At 71.6% G+C, this 16718-nt stretch carries 13 protein-coding genes; 6 read left to right on the forward strand and 7 right to left on the reverse strand.

The genetic code is table 11. The annotated features are described in order from the left end of the window. The first annotated feature begins 80 nt into the window (after window positions 1–80). Complete coding sequence (locus ACZ4NB_RS37860; protein ID WP_467667597.1) at window positions 81–1304, forward strand: winged helix-turn-helix domain-containing protein; 1224 nt, start codon at window positions 81–83, stop codon at window positions 1302–1304. Window positions 1305–1353: 49 nt separating this feature from the next. On the opposite strand, the gene ACZ4NB_RS37865 is transcribed toward ACZ4NB_RS37860, so the two are convergent. The 7 genes from ACZ4NB_RS37865 to mtnA all read right to left on the reverse strand — a co-directional run bounded on the left by ACZ4NB_RS37865 (window position 1354) and on the right by mtnA (window position 10299). Further along, window positions 1354–2106: a response regulator gene (locus ACZ4NB_RS37865; RefSeq protein WP_393501194.1), complete on the reverse strand. Its 753-nt coding sequence runs from the start codon at window positions 2104–2106 to the stop codon at window positions 1354–1356. A 233-nt stretch (window positions 2107–2339) separates the two neighbouring features. Continuing rightward, window positions 2340–3026: a ribosome hibernation-promoting factor, HPF/YfiA family gene (gene hpf / locus ACZ4NB_RS37870; RefSeq protein ID WP_384441499.1), complete on the reverse strand. Its 687-nt coding sequence runs from the start codon at window positions 3024–3026 to the stop codon at window positions 2340–2342. 294 nt (window positions 3027–3320) lie between these two features. After that, complete coding sequence (locus ACZ4NB_RS37875) at window positions 3321–4073, reverse strand: ComF family protein (protein ID WP_467667598.1); 753 nt, start codon at window positions 4071–4073, stop codon at window positions 3321–3323. Window positions 4074–4469: 396 nt separating this feature from the next. Then, window positions 4470–6353 (reverse strand): LpqB family beta-propeller domain-containing protein, encoded by a 1884-nt coding sequence (locus ACZ4NB_RS37880; protein ID WP_467667599.1) that lies wholly within the window; start codon window positions 6351–6353, stop codon window positions 4470–4472. Further along, a complete protein-coding gene (gene mtrB, locus ACZ4NB_RS37885) occupies window positions 6343–8397 on the reverse strand; it encodes an MtrAB system histidine kinase MtrB (protein ID WP_467667600.1) in 2055 nt (684 codons plus the stop codon). Before mtrB ends, ACZ4NB_RS37880 begins: the two co-directional genes overlap by 11 nt. Window positions 8398–8461: 64 nt before the next feature. Beyond that, window positions 8462–9139, reverse strand: coding sequence for a two-component system response regulator MtrA (mtrA, locus tag ACZ4NB_RS37890; RefSeq protein WP_030416996.1), 678 nt, complete (start codon window positions 9137–9139; stop codon window positions 8462–8464). Further along, a complete protein-coding gene (gene mtnA, locus ACZ4NB_RS37895; RefSeq protein ID WP_467667601.1) occupies window positions 9136–10299 on the reverse strand; it encodes an S-methyl-5-thioribose-1-phosphate isomerase in 1164 nt (387 codons plus the stop codon). Before mtnA ends, mtrA begins: the two co-directional genes overlap by 4 nt. Before the next feature lie 152 nt (window positions 10300–10451). On the opposite strand from mtnA, the gene ACZ4NB_RS37900 reads away from it, so the two are divergent. The 5 genes from ACZ4NB_RS37900 to ACZ4NB_RS37920 are packed head-to-tail and all read left to right on the forward strand — an operon-like array spanning window position 10452 to window position 16038. Further along, a complete protein-coding gene (locus tag ACZ4NB_RS37900) occupies window positions 10452–11849 on the forward strand; it encodes a DUF7847 domain-containing protein (protein WP_467667602.1) in 1398 nt (465 codons plus the stop codon). Window positions 11850–11853: 4 nt separating this feature from the next. Further along, a complete protein-coding gene (locus tag ACZ4NB_RS37905; protein WP_467667603.1) occupies window positions 11854–12546 on the forward strand; it encodes a DUF4129 domain-containing protein in 693 nt (230 codons plus the stop codon). Next, complete coding sequence (locus ACZ4NB_RS37910; RefSeq protein WP_467667604.1) at window positions 12543–13772, forward strand: DUF4350 domain-containing protein; 1230 nt, start codon at window positions 12543–12545, stop codon at window positions 13770–13772. The genes ACZ4NB_RS37905 and ACZ4NB_RS37910 overlap by 4 nt, the downstream gene beginning before the upstream one ends. Continuing rightward, on the forward strand, window positions 13744–14718 hold the full coding sequence (locus ACZ4NB_RS37915; RefSeq protein WP_467667605.1) for an AAA family ATPase: 975 nt from the start codon (window positions 13744–13746) through the stop codon (window positions 14716–14718). The genes ACZ4NB_RS37910 and ACZ4NB_RS37915 overlap by 29 nt, the downstream gene beginning before the upstream one ends. Window positions 14719–14727: 9 nt before the next feature. Continuing rightward, window positions 14728–16038, forward strand: a complete 1311-nt coding sequence (locus ACZ4NB_RS37920; RefSeq protein ID WP_467667606.1) for a DUF58 domain-containing protein — start codon at window positions 14728–14730, stop codon at window positions 16036–16038. Window positions 16039–16718 lie beyond the last annotated feature (680 nt).

A 16718-nucleotide genomic window follows, 5' to 3' on the forward strand; every position in this document is an offset into this window, starting at 1 on the left:
CGCGGCCCCGGGGACCGCCGCCGACGCCCGTTGATCGCTGCCGACGCCCGTTGTCAGTGCCCGCCCCTACGCTGTCGAGCATGACCGCCGTGACGCAGCCTTCGCCCCTGCCGCAGCCCGTGACGAGCCTGTCCCGCGACGACGCCCGCCGCCTGGCCCTGCGGGCACAGGGCCTGCTCGGCGCCCCGGACCGCCGGGCGGGAGTGCGCGGCGTGCTGCGGGCCCTGGGCGCGGTGCAGCTGGACACGATCTCGGTGCTGGCCCGCTCCCATGAGCTGGTGCCCTACGCCCGCCTCGGCGCCGTCGGCCGCCCGGCCGTCGAGGCCGCCTACTGGGCCGAGCCGCCCGCCGGCGCGTCGGATGCGCGGCCCCACAGCTTCGAGTACTGGTCGCACGCCGCCTGCATCCTGCCCATCGAGGAATGGCCGCACTTCGCCTTCCGGCGCCGCGCCCGGCGCGCCAAGGGCCACCGCTGGCATGTCCTGCAGGATTCCGAGCGCTCCTGCGCCGCCGTCCTGGAGCGGCTGCGGACCGACGGCCCGCTGACCACCTCCGAGCTGGGCGGCGGCCGCAACGGCGGCGAGTGGTGGGACTGGTCCGAGACCAAGATCGCGGTGGAGTGGCTGCTGGACACCGGCGACGTGGTCTGTACGAGGCGCCGCGCCTGGAAGCGCGTCTACGACCTCGCCGAGCGCGCCGTCCCGGACGGCCTGCTGCATGACGATCTGGACGACGCCGAGTGCCTGCGCCGTCTGGTCTCCCAGGCCGGCGCCGCCATGGGCGTGGCCACCCGGGCCGACCTCGCCGACTACCACCGCCTCAAGGCCGAGCAGGTCGACGCCGTCCTCGCGGACTCCGGTCTGGTCCCGGTCGAGGTCGAGGGCTGGGGAAAGCCCGCCTGGGCCGATCCCGCCGCGCTGGCCTCGGCGCCCCGCGGCCGGCACCGCACCACCCTGCTCTCGCCCTTCGACTCCCTGATCTGGGACCGGCCGCGCACGGAACGGATCTTCGGCTTCACCCACCGCCTGGAGGCGTACGTCCCCCGCCCCAAGCGGATACACGGCTATTTCGCGATGCCGCTGCTGGCCGGCGGCCGGCTGGTGGGCCGGGTGGACCCGGCCCGTGAGGGCACCACCCTCGTCGCCCGCCAGGTCTCGCTGCAGGACCGCAAGGCTGTCGCCCCGATGGCCCAGGCGCTCCAGGAGGCCGCGGCGTGGGTCGGCTGCGACGCCGTCCGCGTGGAGCGCTGCGACGACGCCCGGCTGGCCGCCGCCCTGCGCGCGGAGCTGGCCGCGCAGGACTGACCCGGCCGGGCACGCAGGGGCACACTCCGCTGAGCGGTCGACCGGCCGCTCAGCGGATCTCTAGGATCTTCTCCCGCATCGCGTAGACCACGGCTTCCATCCGGGAGTGCAGCTGGAGCTTCTCCAGGATGTTGCGGACGTGGTTCTTCACCGTGTTCTCGGAGATGAAGAGTTCCTTGGCGATATCGCGGTTGTTCATGCCCGTGGCGACCAGCTTGAGGACCTCCAGCTCACGGTCGGTGAGCCGGGGCGCGGGCACCAGCCTGCGCTCGTCCGTCCGCTGGATCATCGACTTGAACTCCGTCAGGAGCTTGGACGCCATCGACGGGCTGATCTGCGACTGGCCGTCCGCCACGGCCCGGATCGCGGTCGCCACCTCGTCGGTGGAGATCTCCTTGAGGAGGTAGCCGGTGGCGCCGGCCTTGATCGCGTCGTAGAGATCGGCCTCTTCGTCACTGATCGTCAGCATGATGATCTTGGCGCTGGGGGCCACCTCCTTGATGGAGGTGCACGCCTCGATCCCACCGCGCTTGGGCATCCGTACGTCCATCAGCACGATGTCGGGCAGCAGATCCGCGGCCTTGTCGACCGCCTCCGCGCCGTCCCCCGCCTCACCGACGACCTGGATGTCCTCTTCCTGGGCCAGCACGATCTCCAGCCCTCGCCGGAAAAGCGCGTGGTCATCCACCACCAGGACCCGGATCGGCTCCTTGCGCGGCACGCTCACGGCCCGCTCGTCGCCCCCGGCACCGCTTTCGTCGTCGTCCGCGTCACCGCGCACGGGACCGAAACTGTCCCCCATTGATCCTCCCCGTCAACTACTCGGCCAAGAGGCCGGAGCTTGGAAATAAGGCTGGTTGACGACAGCCCCCTGCGGCCAGCCCGATCAATGCCATACGACCGTCTCCCCGGCGTGTCGCCGTTTCGTGTCCACGAACTCCCTGGCTGGCACAAACACTATACGGCTTCAACTCCTGCTTTCTCCGGGCGCGATGGTGCCCCCGGCACACGCCAGGGGCACCGAGCGGGTGGGGTTCAGCCGCCCAGCGCGCCGCCTGCGCCGCCGGGCTCCTCCTCCCCGAACGAATCGGGGTTCAAGTGGATGACGCCGTAGTCGTATGCGTGCCGCCGGTAGACGACACTTGGCAGCTTGGTGTCGGCGTCGACGAAGAGATAGAAGTCGTGTCCGACCAACTCCATCTCGTTGAGCGCCTGGTCGAGCGTCATCGGTGCGGCCGAGTGGGTCTTCTCGCGGACGACCAGGGGGCCCTCGCCCTGGACGTCGATCGACCCCATCCTCGTGGTCGGCACCGTCTGATCGGCTTCTGTGGCGAGTTCGCCGTTGGTGTTCAGGCTCGCGGCGTCGGGCACGCTGACAGCGACCTCACTCGCCGGAATGCGGCCGTTGCCGCGACGTGAGAAGCGCTTGTCGTGCTGCTTGCGCAGCCGCGCCTCCAGCTTGGCGGTCGCCAGGTCCAGCGCGGCGTACGGATCGGCTGCGGCCGCCTCGGCCCGGACCACCGGGCCACGGGAGCGGAGCGTGATCTCCACCCGGTCGGAACGGTCGGCCTGCCGCGGGTTGGGCTCCTTGGACACCTCGACGTCCAGGCTGATCACCTTGGCGTCGAGCTTCTGGACTTTGTCCAGCTTCAGCTTCTCGGCCACGTGCTTGCGGAACCGCTCGGGCACCTCGGTCTTGCGGCCCTTGACGACGATGTCCACGCAGAACTCCGTTCCCGGATCGCTCCGCTCATCCGGCGGAGCAATTCCTTCTTGCACCAGGCTCCGGTAGTTGCCGAAGCCTCGGACTTGGCGACTTTCACCTCCTCCTCCCCCGACGACAAGATCTCCACGCCCCCCGTTTTCAGGGTCGCTGCAAACGCCCCTGAACGCATTCATCGCGACATCCGAGGCAAAACATCCGCCAAGTCCTCACAACCGAACATAGCTCTCCTGGGCGGATGTCGGCACCCCCTCGGAGCCCTCAGCTCCGTTTGGGTGACTTTTCCCAGCCAACTAGCGACCATGTGGGAATTCCATTCCCCGGTCGACCGCGCGGTGCACATCGATTTCCCATGCACTGCCCGGCGCCGCCACGACGGCCGCACCGGTCACCCGGCCACCGGCCGCCGCGATCGCCCGCGCCGCCTCGGCCAGCGTGGCCCCGGTCGTCACCAGATCGTCCACCAGCACCACTGGCTGCCCCGTCAGCAGCCTTCCGGCCCCGCCCCGCACCTCCAGCGCACCCGTGACGTTCGCCAGCCGCTGCCGGGCGCTCAGGCCCGCCTGGTCGACCACGGGGCGCCGCTGCCGTAGTACGGGGAGGACCCGGGCCCCCGCCCCCTCCCCCACCCCCGCCTTCCTGAGCGCGCCGGCCGCCGCCAGCGCGATCCGGCGCACCGGATCATGCCCCCGCCCGGCCACCGACCTGCGGGCCGACGGCACCGGCACCAGCAGCAGCGGCCCGCCACCGGGCCGCAGCCCCCGCACCGCCCCGGCCAGCACCGCCCCCAGCGGCCCGGCCAGCCGCAACGCGCCCCGTTCCTTGTGCGCCAGCAGCACGGCCCGCACCTCGTCGGCGTACGGCGCACCGGCCCACACCCGGGGCAGCCCCGCCGGCTCCGGCCGCGGCCGCACCCGACGTGCCCCGCGCCCGTCCCGCGCGAGCGCCCGCCGGCACCCCCCGCACAGCTCCGTACGCGGCCGACCACACCCCGCACAGGCGACCGGCAGGATCAGACCGGCCAGTTCGCGCCACACCCCCTGCATGGCTCCACTTTCCTGCGGTCCGCGTCCCGCCGCCACCCCTGTGGATAACCTCGCGAAGCGCCCGGGGCCCGGCCCCAGGCAGGCCGATGAGGCAGGTCAGCGGCACGGACCCTTGGTCCCTAGTCGTCCCTTGGTCCCTTGGTCTCTTGTGGTCCCTTGGTGCCGCCCGTCGAGCGGGCCGAGCCCGTCAGCGCAGGCCGGAACCCCGGCAGACCGTGCCTGCCCGTCGCGCAGGCCGTCCAGGCACGGAACAGCTGAAGGGGCCGCCAGGGGCACGGCGCGGATGTCCGCTCCGTCCGTGGCCCGCGCGGGCACCCCGTCATGGCGCCCCCGGTCACCCCCGGGCCCCCGTCACGCCACCCGGTCGCCCCATCACCCCGTCACCCCGTCACCCCGTCACCCGGGATAGACAGGCGCCGTCCCGTCCTTCGCCACGGTCTTCCAGTTCGCGTCCGGAGGCAGCCGCACGATGCCCTCGGTGGCGTCGGCGATCAGCGGCCTGGTCTCGTCCTCCGAGGCGGCGACCGCCTTGACGCCGTTGACGCCGGGCAGCGTCTGCGCGTTGGACGCCGAGCCGTCGGTCTCCATGAACTGCATCTGCTGCACCCCGCCGGACTCCCGCCCGACGACGACCAGCCGGCTGCCGCCCGCCCAGGACGCGGCCACCACGTCCTCCAACTGCGGAGCGATCGGTCGCAGCTCCTGCACGGACAGCACCGGATGCGCCGAACTGCCGTCCCGCTCGACCCGGCCGAGCTGAAGCGTCGTACGCCCCTTGTCCTCCACCAGGACCGCGATCCGGATACCGTCCGCGGCCACCTTGATCGCCTTGATCCGCCGCCCGCCGAGACCGGGCACCGCGACCTCTTCGGGGTCGCCCTTGCCCTCGCGTATCCGCAGCAGCCTAGAGCCGTGGGCGTCGCGGTCCGCGATCCACAGGTCCCCCAGCCCGTCCCAGCTCGGCGCGGTCAGCCCCTCGTCGGCGTGCTTGGCCGAGCCTGCGCTGGTCAGCAGCGGTCCACCGCGCTCGACGCCGTCCTCCATGGCGGCCACGTACAGGGACCGGCCATCGTTGGAGACCCCGGCCGCGGCGTTCTCGCCGCGCGAGATGGCGACCGAGCGCAGGGGCGTACTGCCCGTACCGAACGGACCGCGCACCGGTGTCGGTTCGGTCGCCGAGTCCGACATGGCGACGACCTTGTGGTCGGCGTCTATGAAGTACTCCTTGGGGGCACGCCCGGTGGGCTGCGGCGGGGCGAAGTCGCGCTCGGCCTGGTCCTGGGACAGCACGCACAGCGAGTTGCCGCCGTCGTCCTGGAGCTCCACCTCGCTGATCTTCGAGGCGCGTGTCATGTCCTGGACGGTGAAGAAGAGCTGAGCGGCCATCCGCTTGCACTGGGTGGTGTCGGTGTTAACCGCCGCCTTGCTGAGTTTGACCCGCAGTGCGTTGGCGTCGTCCAGCGCCAGATCATTGACCGCGAGCCGGGTGCCGCGGGGGAACTCCGAGGTGGTCACCTGGTTCAGCCAGTCGGTGGGCCCGGACAGCAGCGCCTCCACACTGGCCGTGATCGGCTTTATTCGCTGCCGCAGGTAGACCGGGTCGGCGACGAGCACGTTGCGGCTCGCCTTCGGCTCCTCGGACTCCGACTTGTAGGAGGCGAAGTAGTACTTGTTGACGGAGCGGTAGATGCGCTGGAAGTCGGACAGGCCCAGCACCAGCCCGTCGGGCAGCCGGTCGATCCGCCACTGGCCGTCCTCCTTGATGAGGTGGATGGTCTGGCGGTACGGCTTCTCCTCCGGGGTGTAGGCGTGGTGGTCGTCCACCGACGCCACCTGGCTGCCGGAGAGCGTGACCGTGTAGCCGTTGACGTCCTCGCGGTTCGGCTGCACCTTCGGCTCGGGCTTGGGGCGCTCCTGGAGCACCTTGGTGACCTGGAAGGGCCGCCAGGTCCGCTTCGCCGACTTGGCCAGATACTGCGTGGCCGTCCGGAAATCGGCCTCGTCGCTGGTCGTCGCGTCGAGGAAGCTGCGCACGATGTTGGTCGGCTGCGCCCCGTCCTGCGGGGGTACGCCGTAGACCCGCACCTGGGAGTCGCCCTCGGAGCGCGGCGACTGGTCGACCGGCGTGACCTCCCCGCTGTCCGGCATCGACGCGCACCCGGCCAGCAGGGCCGCCGCGCAGCCGAACAGGGTCAGCTTGCGTGCCCGCCCGGCTCCCCGGCGGGCACGCGTACGGGACGGGGGCGCCACTACGCGCTCGTTTCCGCGCTCAGTGTCCACGCAGCCCGTCCTCCGATTCCACGCCCCGTCCGGTTTCCCGCTCCGCGCCGCCGTCACCGGCGGGCACGTCGGTGCGCGCACTCTTGTCGCGCCCCATCTCCTCGCTCCGTACGCCCCCGCTCTGCGGCATCACACGGGCGCCGCTGCCGGGCAGCGCCGTGGGATCGGCGGTCGCACGGGCCATCGCCCGCGGCTCCGCGGCGAGCGGCTGTGCACCTCTGGACTGCGAGGACCGCGCCTGGACCGGGATCGTGGACGTCTTGCGCCCCGTCCCGGCCCGCGGCTGCCCCGTCTCGTCCAGCCCGCGGTTGCGCCGCGAGTCCTCCGGCTCCAGGGGGATCGGGGAGCCGCGCAGCGGTTCGCCGGCCGTACGGGGCAGGGTCAGCCGGAACTGCGAGCCACCGCCCGGCTCGCCCCATGCCTGCAGCCAGCCGCCGTGCAGCCGGGCGTCCTCGACCGCGATGGACAGGCCCAGTCCCGTACCGCCGGTCGTCCGGGCCCGGGCCGGGTCCGCGCGCCAGAAGCGGTTGAAGACCCTGGTGGCCTCGCCGGGCTTGAGGCCGACGCCGTAGTCGCGCACCGCGACGGCCACCGCGCCGCCGCTGCGGCTGCCCGCGGAGGCCAGCCGCACCACGACGTCCCGGCCCTCGCCGTGCTCGACGGCGTTGACGACGAGATTGCGCAGCACCCGCTCCACCCGCCGGGTGTCGGCCTCGGCTATGACGGGCTGCTCGGCGCCGCGCACCAGGATGCGGGTGCCCTTCGCCTCGGCGAGCGGCTCGGCGCCTTCGATGACGCGGTGCACCACATCGCGCAGGTCTATCGGCTCGGCCTCCAGCGCGGCCGCGCCGGCGTCGAACCGGCTGATCTCCAGCAGCTCCGCGAGCAGCGATTCGAAGCGGTCGAGCTGGCCGCGCAGCAGCTCTGCGGAGCGCGCCGTGGCGGGGTCGAACTCGTCGCGCACCTCGTGGATGACGTCGGCCGCCATCCGTACGGTCGTCAGTGGCGTACGCAGCTCGTGCGAGACGTCGGAGACGAACCGGCGCTGCATCCGGGACAGCTCCTCCAGCTGCTGGATCTTGACCTGGAGGTTCTGCGCCATCTTGTTGAAGGACTCGCCGAGCCGGGCGATGTCGTCCTCACCGGTGACCTTCATGCGCTCCTGGAGGAGGCCGGCGGCCAGCCGCTCGGAGATCCCCGCGGCCATCCGTACGGGCGTGACGACCTGCCGCACGACCAGCCAGGCGATCGCGCCGAGCAGGATCACGACGAACACCCCGGCCGTCGCGAGCGTCCCCGTCACGAGCTTGAGCGACTCCGCTTCCTGGCTGAACGGGAAGAGGTAGTAGAGCTGGTACTGGTTGCTGTTGACGTCGTTGAGCCGCTTGCCGATGATCAGCGCCGGCACGCCGTCGTCCGACCCGATGCGCTTGATCTGGGTGTACTGGCGGAACGTTCCGGACTTGGTGTCCAGCTTCCGCCGCAGCTCGGCGGGCACGCTGCGCTCGGGATCAACGTCTCCGGAGGCGCGCGGCCCGCGGGTGCCGGGGCTGGAGTCGCCGAACGGTTCGTCGGAGTCGGAGCTGAGCGCCACGACCGAGAACACGCCCTGGCCACCGCTGGCGAGCTGTTCGACCAGGCCGGTGAGCCAGGTCGCGGAGTCCTGGGTGCCGCGGTTGCCGGTGCGGGCGCCATCGTCGCCGCGGGTGTCGTCGGCGCCGTCGGCCATCTTCTGGGCGACGCTGAAGCCGCCCACCGCCTGGCTCTGCGCGGCCTGCGCCTTGGCCGTGAGCAGGCCGTTGCGGACCTGTCCGACGACCACGACGCCGAGCAGCAGGACCACGGCGAGCGACATCAGCAGGGTGGTCGCCACCACGCGCAGCTGGATGTTGCGGCGCCACAGCCGCAGGGCGGGCAGCAGCGGCCGGCGTACCCAACGGCTGAAGAGCCGCAGCAGGGGGTGGACCGGCCCACTCACCGCGCCGTCGGGCAGCAACTGCCCACCGCGCAGCAAACGAGCAGACAACTTACCCGAAAAGGACATATCACCCGTCGGACCGACGGTGCGCCCCCGCTTTCCCTCCGGGGCCGAACCGTCCCGGACCATCTCAGCTGGGCCCGGCCTTGTAGCCGACGCCGCGCACGGTCACCACGATCTCCGGACGCTCCGGATCCCGCTCGACCTTGGAGCGCAGCCGCTGCACATGGACATTGACCAGCCGGGTGTCGGCGGCATGCCGATAGCCCCAGACCTGCTCGAGCAGCACCTCACGCGTGAACACCTGCCACGGCTTGCGCGCCAGCGCCACCAGCAGGTCGAACTCCAGCGGGGTCAGCGCGATCGACTGGCCGTCCCGCTTCACCGAATGGCCGGCCACGTCGATGACCAGGTCACCGATCGCCAGCTGCTCGGGGGCCGGCTCCTCCGAACGCCGCAGCCGCGCCCGGATCCGGGCCACCAGCTCCTTGGGCTTGAACGGCTTGACGATGTAGTCGTCCGCGCCCGACTCGAGCCCGACCACCACATCCACCGTGTCGCTCTTGGCCGTCAGCATCACGATCGGCACACCGGACTCCGCCCGGATCAGCCGGCACACCTCGATACCGTCCCGTCCGGGCAGCATCAGGTCGAGCAGAACAAGATCGGGCTTGGTCTCGCGGAAGGCAGCCAGGGCCTTGTCACCATCCGACACGAACGACGGTTCAAAGCCTTCGCCGCGCAGCACGATGCCGAGCATCTCTGCCAGTGCGGTGTCGTCGTCGACGACCAGGACGCGTCCCTTCATTTGGCCATCATCCCATTACCTGATCGTGACTTTCTCCATCGTGACGTGGAACACACCTCGGCGAGCGCTTCCCGAGTCACCGGCGACACCACTCCGGCCTCCGTCACGATCGCCGTCACCAGCTCCGGCGGAGTGACGTCGAAGGCCGGGTTATAGGCCTGCGCGCCCAACGGAGCCACCGGTATGGCCACGCCCACGGCAGTCCCGGGCCCCTGCGCACTGGGCAACGAGAACTCCGTCACTTCCTGCCCCGGCCGCTGCTCCACCTCGATGTCCGCCCCCTCCTCGGTCTCCAGATCCACCGTGCTGGTCGGCGCCACCACCACGAACGGAACGTGGTGGTACCGCGCCAGTACCGCCAGCGGATAACTACCGACCTTGTTGGCCACCGAACCGTCCGCCGCGATCCGATCCGCCCCGATCAGCACCGCGTCCACCTCGCCGCCGGCGAACAGCGACCCCGCCGCACCGTCCGACAGCACCGTGTACGCCATGCCCGCCCGCGCCGCCTCATAGGCGGTCAGCCGCGCTCCCTGCAGCAGCGGCCGCGTCTCGTCCACCCACAGTCGCCGCAGCTCACCGGCCCGATGCGCGGCGAGCGCCACCGCCAGGGCGGTGCCCTCGCCCCCGGACACCAGCGCACCCGTATTGCAGTGCGTGAGGATCCGGTGACCCCCACCCGGCAGCAGCTCGCCCAACAGCGCCAGACCGTGCTGCGCCATCCCCGTACTGGCCTCGATGTCCTCCGCGTGTACGGCCCGGGCCTCGGCGAGCGCCGCCGCCGGGGCATCGGCCCCGCCGGCCAGCGCCGCGCGATAGGCGCCGGCCGCCCGGCGCACGCCGTACCCCAGATTGACCGCGGTCGGCCGGGCCTGCGCCAGCGCCTCCGCGGCCTCGTCCACGTCGAAGCCCCGCGCCGCGGCCAGCGCCACCCCATACGCCCCCGCGATGCCCAGCAGCGGCGCCCCGCGCACGGCCAGCGTCCGGATCGCCTGAACCAGCGCCGGTACGTCCGTACACACCAGCTCGACCTCCTCCGCCGGCAGGCGGGTCTGGTCGAGGAGGACCAATACGGGCCCCTCCGGCGGCTCCTCCCAGCGCAACGACGGGATCGCGAGCGCCCCGGCGCCCGCCTCGGATACCTCGTACTGATCGCCCATCCACTCAGTCTGCCGCCGACCCGCCCTCGAACATAAGGTCCCCTCACTCTCAGGGCGCGGGTACACAACGCCGGGCGCCATGACACGATGACTGGCACCGCGGACCCCGGACCCCGGCCGTCCCGGCGGACGGACAGTAAGAAGGAGCGACGATGAACAACTCTCCGGGCTGGGCCTCGCCCGGATCCACGCCCTCCGACGAGCCGGGCCGCGGCACACAGGAGCAGCCCGCCCAGCAGGCATCGGAAGAGCAGCCCGGGCCCGCGGAGCAGCCCACCCCGCCGAACTGGTCCAAGGAGCAGCCGCCCGCCGGCCAGTGGTCGGCCCCCACCGGCATCCCCAGCCAGGGCGGCCCCCATGGCAGCGGCGGTCAGGGCACGGCCGGCGACCGCACCCGCGCCTCGTCGTCGACCTCGGACACGCCAGGCTGGGACGGCCGACCGGGCCCCGGCCAGCAGCCCCCTTGGGGCGGCGGCTGGTCCGCGACGCCTCCGGCGGCCAAGCCGGGTGTCATCCCGCTGCGCCCGCTCGGCATCGGCGAGATCCTCGACGGCGCGGTCTCCACCATGCGCGCCCACTGGCGCACCGTCCTCGGCATCTCCCTGGTCGTCGCGGTCGTCGCGCAGACCGCCGTCACCATCGTCACCGGAGTGTGGTTCCAGGACGGCGGCCGCGCGACCACCCTCTCGAACGACAACGTCCCGCCGCTCCGCGACACCATGCGCCAGCTCGGCGACACCCTCGCCGGCAGCGCCATCACCTCGGTGATCGGGCTGCTCGCCACGATCATCGCCACCGGCCTGCTCACCATGGTCGTCAGCCGAGCCGTCCTGGGCCGCCCGGTGACCGCCGGGGAGGCATGGCGCGACGCCCGCGCCCAACTCCCCCGCCTGCTCGGCCTGCTCGTTCTGCTCCCCGCGATCGTCACCGCGATATTCGCGGTCGGCGTGGCTCCCGGCGTCATCCTCGCCGCCACGGGCACCCTCGACATCGGCCTGCTCCTCGCCATGCTCGGCGGCCTGGCCGCCACCGTCGTGAGCATCTGGCTGTGGGTCCGCTACAGCCTCGCCTCCCCCGCGCTGATGCTGGAGAAGCAGGGTGTCATCGCGTCGATGCGGCGCTCCGCCAAGCTCGTACGGGGCTCCTGGTGGCGGGTGCTCGGCGCCCAGCTGCTGGCCTACCTGCTGATCGCCATCGTCGAGTTCATCATCCAGATCCCGGCCACCCTCATCGCCTTCCTCATCGGCGGCGAGAGCCTCATGTCGTGGGCGAACGGCACCAGCACCAGCACCGGTTGGTCCTTCCTGGTCGTGCTGGGCATCGGCGCGGTCATCAGCTCCACCATCACCTTCCCGATCAGCGCCGGCGTCACCGCGCTCCTCTACATGGACCAGCGCATCCGCCGCGAGGCCCTCGACCTCGAACTCGCCCGCGCCGCAGGCCTCCCCGGCTACGGCACCGACGCCCCCGGCAACGAAGCGCCGACGGCCGCGACGACCCCCGCCGATGCTTCCGGGCAGCACCCCACCGACGCCGCTCCCGGAAGCTGATGCGGTGACCACAGGGGGGAACATGGCCGCGCTCGGACGATTCATCGCGCGTACCGACGACGACATACCCGTACGGACTCCTCGCCTGCCCGCCCGCGATGCGGCCGAGCGCGAGCTGTCCGATCCTCGGTACCACCAGCACGACCCCAATCCGATCCAGCGGGCGCTCGATTGGCTCTGGGACCGCGTCGACGAGTTGTTCAGCGCGGCCGCCGGCACCACACCGGGCGGCTGGATCGGGCTCCTCGCCATCGCCGCGTTCGTCCTGCTGCTGGTCGTCGCCCTCCGGCTCCGGCTCGGCGCGGTACGTCGCACACCCACCACCGGCGGCGCGCTCTTCGCCGACACGCCCCGCACGGCCGCGGAACACCGAACGGCCGCCGACCGGCACGCCGCCGCGGGCCACTGGAACCAGGCCATCCAGGACCGCATGCGCGCCATCGTGCTCTCCCTCGAAGAGCGCGCCCTGCTCACCCCCGGCCCCGGCCGCACCGCCGACGAGGCCGCCACCGAAGCCGGCCGGGCACTCCCCCCGTACGCCGGCCAACTGCGCACCGCCGCCCGCACCTTCGACGACGTCACATACGGCGGCCGTCCCGGCACGGAGCAGGCATACGCCCTCTTGACCAGCCTCGACACCGACCTCCAGCGTGCCAAGCCCACCCTGGCCGCCACTGCGACCAGGAGCCGCGGATGACCACGGCCACCACGGACGGCTTCGCGCTCTCCCCCGCCACCCGCCGGGTGTGGACCCGCTCGCGTGGCCCCCTGCTCGCGATCCTCCTGCTCGTCATCAGCGGAATCGTCCTCGCTGCCCTGCAGTCCGGGGAACAGTACGGCCGACTCGACCCCCGTTCGGCGGACCGGTCGGGGAGCCGGGCACTGGCCCAACTCCTCGCCGCCCGCGGTGTCTCCACCCAGGTCGTGACGACATCCGAGGAGGCCGCCGCCGCGACGGGCCCCGGCACCACCCTGCTCGTCACCGATCCCGACGTACTGACGAAGCGCCAGCTGACGGGCCTGCGTAACGCGACCGCGCACACCCCCGGACGCACCGTCCTGCTCGCCCCCGGCACCTCGGCCCTCAACGCTTTCGCCCCCCACGTCCAGGTCGACACCCCGGTCGGCAACACCCCGCTCTCGCCGTCCTGTTCCCTGCCCGAAGCCCGCCGCGCCGGCAACGCCCTCCTCGGCGGAATGCGCTACGCCACGCCCGCCAACGGCGCCGACCGCTGCTACCTCGTCGGGGGCCGCCCCACCCTGCTGCGGCTGCCGGCGTCCGGCACCGGCCGCGACACTGTGCTCCTCGGCTCCGCCGATCTCCTGCACAACCAGCACCTCGCCGAGGACGGCAACGCCTCGCTGGCACTTCAACTCCTCGGTTCCCACAAGCATCTGGTCTGGTACCTCCCCTCTGTCAGCGACCCGTCATCCGCCCCGGACGACCAGCGCGGCTTCCTCGACCTCATCCCCTCCGGCTGGCGCTGGGCCCTGCTCCAACTCGCCTTCGCCGCCGTACTCGCAGCCCTCTGGCGGGCTCGCCGCCTCGGCCCCCTGGTGCCGGAAAAGCTCCCCGTCACCGTCCCGGCCGCCGAGACCACCGAGGGCCACGCACGTCTCTACGAACAGGCCAACGCCCGTGACCGGGCCTCAGCCGTACTGCGCTCCGCGACCCGCATGCGGCTCGCCCCCCTCACAGGCGTGTCCCCGGCTCACGCCCATACCCCTGACGTCCTCGTCCCCGCCGTACAAGCCCACTTGACCTCGCCCCCTGACGCCGGAACAGATCTCCACACCCTCCTGTTCGGCCCGGCTCCCGCGGACGACCGGGCCCTGGTCCGCCTCGCGGACCAACTCGACGAACTCGAATCCTCGCTCGTTTCCCAAGAGAGGCATGCCCCCCGTGAGCACCCCGACCGCTGACCGCGCCCGAGCCTCCCTCGAGGACCTGCGCACCGAGATAGCCAAGGCCGTCGTCGGCCAGGACCCTGCCGTCACCGGCCTGGTCGTCGCCCTCCTCTGCCGCGGTCATGTGCTCCTCGAGGGCTCCCCCGGCGTCGCCAAGACCCTGCTCGTACGCGCCCTGTCGACCGCCCTCGAACTCGACACCAAGCGCGTCCAGTTCACCCCCGACCTGATGCCGAGCGATGTCACCGGTTCGCTGGTCTACGACGCCCGCAGCGCAGAGTTCTCCTTCCAACCGGGCCCGGTCTTCACCAACCTGCTGCTCGCCGACGAGATCAACCGCACGCCTCCCAAAACCCAGGCCTCTTTGCTCGAAGCGATGGAAGAGCGTCAGGTGACCGTCGACGGCACCGCCCGCCCCCTCCCCGAGCCGTTCCTCGTGGCCGCCACCCAGAACCCGGTGGAGTACGAGGGCACCTATCCGCTGCCCGAGGCCCAACTCGACCGGTTCCTGCTGAAACTGACGGTCCCACTGCCCGCCCGCAACGACGAGATCGACATCCTCACCCGCCACGCGGCCGGCTTCAGTCCCCGTGACCTCGGCGCCGCAGGCTTGCGCCCCGTCGCCTCCGCCGCCGACCTCGACGCGGCCCGAGAGGCAGTCGCCGAGACCTCGGTATCCCCCGAAGTCACCGGCTATATCGTCGATATCTGCCGTGCCACCCGTGAATCCCCCTCGCTCGCACTCGGCGTCTCCCCGCGAGGAGCCACCGCCCTGCTCTCCACGTCACGCGCCTGGGCCTGGCTCACCGGCCGCGATTATGTGACCCCTGACGACGTGAAGGCCCTTGCCCTTCCCACGCTCCGCCATCGTGTCCAGCTCCGCCCCGAAGCGGAGATGGAAGGAGTCACCGCAGACTCCGTGATCAACGCCGTTCTCGCGCATCTCCCCGTCCCCCGTTAAGACGACACCGTGGCCCTCACCGGACGCACCGCCCTCATCTCCGCAGCCGGAGCCCTCTTCGTCGGCTTCGTGCTGCCCAGCTGGCTCGGCATCCTCACCGTCCAACTCGTCCTGCTGATAGCGATTTTGTTCGACCTCGCGCTCGCCGCGCCAGTGCGAAAGCTCCATTTCACCCGCACAGGTGACACAACCGTTCGACTAACGGGCGAAGCCCACACCCACCTCACCCTCACCAACCCGAGCCGCCGCACCCTACGCGCCAAGATCCGCGACGCCTGGCCCCCGAGCTCCTTCCAGCCCGGCTCGGACATCCCCGCATCCCGCCACACGGTGCGCATCCCCGCCTCCGAGCGCCGCCGGCTCACCACCGCGCTCCACCCCACCCGCCGCGGCGACCACCATGCGGTCCGCGTCACCGTCCGCTCCTACGGCCCGCTCGGCCTGGCAGCCCGTCAGGGAAATCACCACGTCCCCTGGACGCTGCGTGTGCTGCCGCCCTTCACCAGCCGCAAGCACCTCCCCGCCAAGCTCGCCAGGCTCCGCGAACTCGACGGCCGCACCAGCATCCTGACCCGCGGCGAAGGCACCGAATTCGACAGTCTCCGCGACTACACCCCCGGCGACGACACCCGGTCCATCGACTGGCGCGCAACCGCCCGCCGCCAAGACCTCGCCGTCCGCACCTGGCGCCCCGAACGCGACCGCCGCATCCTGCTCGTCCTGGAAACCGGCCGCACCTCCGCAGGCCGCGTCGGCGACGTCCCGCGCCTCGACGCGTCCATGGACGCCGCCCTGCTGCTCGGCGCTCTCGCCGCCCGTGCCGGCGACCGCGTGGACCTGCTGGCCTACGACCGCCGCGTACGCGCCTCAGTCCAAGGCCACGCGGCCCGCGATGTCCTCCCGGCCCTGACCGAGGCACTCGCCCCACTCGAATCCGAACTGGTCGAGGCGGACGCCCGCGGCCTGGCCGCCACGATCCACCGCCGCACCCCGCGCCGGTCCCTCATCGTGCTCTTCACCGGCCTGGACGCGGCCCCCGTGGAGGAAGCCCTCCTCCCCGTTCTCCCCGGCCTCACCCAGCGCAACGAACTCATCGTCGCGGCCGTCGCCGACCCCCGCATCGAGGAAATGGCAACCGGCCGCCACACACCCCAGTCCGTCTACGCCGCCGCAGCCGCAGAACAGACGCGCGCCGCCCGCCGCCGCACCGCGGACCGGCTCCGCCACCACGGCATCACCGTCATCGACGCCACCCCGGACCGCCTCGCCCCCGACCTGGCCGACGCCTACCTCACCCTGAAGTCCACCGGCCGGCTGTAGAGCCGACCTGCCCTGCCCGCTCCCCTAGGCGCTTCTGACGGCGCTTTGGTTCCGCGACATCGTCCAAGAGGCAACCACAAGCACCCTAGGCCGGGAGGGAGAACCCCTCGGGGGCATGCCCTGGACGAACAGCGTCCCCACGCAGACCTTGCCTCTTCTCGTATCGCCCGAGCGCGCCGGTACTCCGGGGAGTCATACCACTCCCCGGAGTGGTTCCATGGTGGGAAACTCGATGACTACGAATCGGGAGGAATCCCAGGTTTCTTCGACGCTCGGGCGTGGTGCCCGCGACAAGGTAGCGGCACCGCAACCGAGGACGGACTCCTGGGCAAAGGCTGCGGCTGTGTCTGCGTCTGCGTCTGCGTCTGCGTCTGCGTCTGCGTCTGCGTCTGCGTCTGCGTCTGCCAAGCCAGCCTCCTCGTCGAGCACATCAACATTGACGATGACGTAAGCGGGCATGAGATCCCTCGTCGCTCGGGCACGGCGTGCACTGATGGCACGGCAGAGACTATGGGGAGAAGCGCCGGCAGATCAGAGCTACCGCGCTTGACTCTATGTGTGGCTCGCCGGCCTGGAACGCAAAACAGCCTCGTTCCCCGAGTCGAAACTCGGGGAACGAGGCTATTCATCAAAATTAGTTCGGCGGCGTCCTACTCTCCCACAGGGTCCCCCCTGCAGTA

The sequence above is a fragment of the Streptomyces sp. NPDC026575 genome (assembly GCF_055567415.1).

Coding starts and splice junctions, on each gene's coding strand:
- ACZ4NB_RS37860 (WP_467667597.1), top strand. CDS start 81: ATGACCGCCGTGACGCAGCCTTCGCCCCTGCCGCAGCCCGTGACGAGC.
- ACZ4NB_RS37865 (WP_393501194.1), bottom strand. CDS start 2,106: ATGGGGGACAGTTTCGGTCCCGTGCGCGGTGACGCGGACGACGACGAA.
- ACZ4NB_RS37875 (WP_467667598.1), bottom strand. CDS start 4,073: ATGCAGGGGGTGTGGCGCGAACTGGCCGGTCTGATCCTGCCGGTCGCC.
- mtrB (WP_467667600.1), bottom strand. CDS start 8,397: ATGTCCTTTTCGGGTAAGTTGTCTGCTCGTTTGCTGCGCGGTGGGCAG.
- mtrA (WP_030416996.1), bottom strand. CDS start 9,139: ATGAAGGGACGCGTCCTGGTCGTCGACGACGACACCGCACTGGCAGAG.
- mtnA (WP_467667601.1), bottom strand. CDS start 10,299: ATGGGCGATCAGTACGAGGTATCCGAGGCGGGCGCCGGGGCGCTCGCG.
- ACZ4NB_RS37900 (WP_467667602.1), top strand. CDS start 10,452: ATGAACAACTCTCCGGGCTGGGCCTCGCCCGGATCCACGCCCTCCGAC.
- ACZ4NB_RS37910 (WP_467667604.1), top strand. CDS start 12,543: ATGACCACGGCCACCACGGACGGCTTCGCGCTCTCCCCCGCCACCCGC.
- ACZ4NB_RS37915 (WP_467667605.1), top strand. CDS start 13,744: ATGCCCCCCGTGAGCACCCCGACCGCTGACCGCGCCCGAGCCTCCCTC.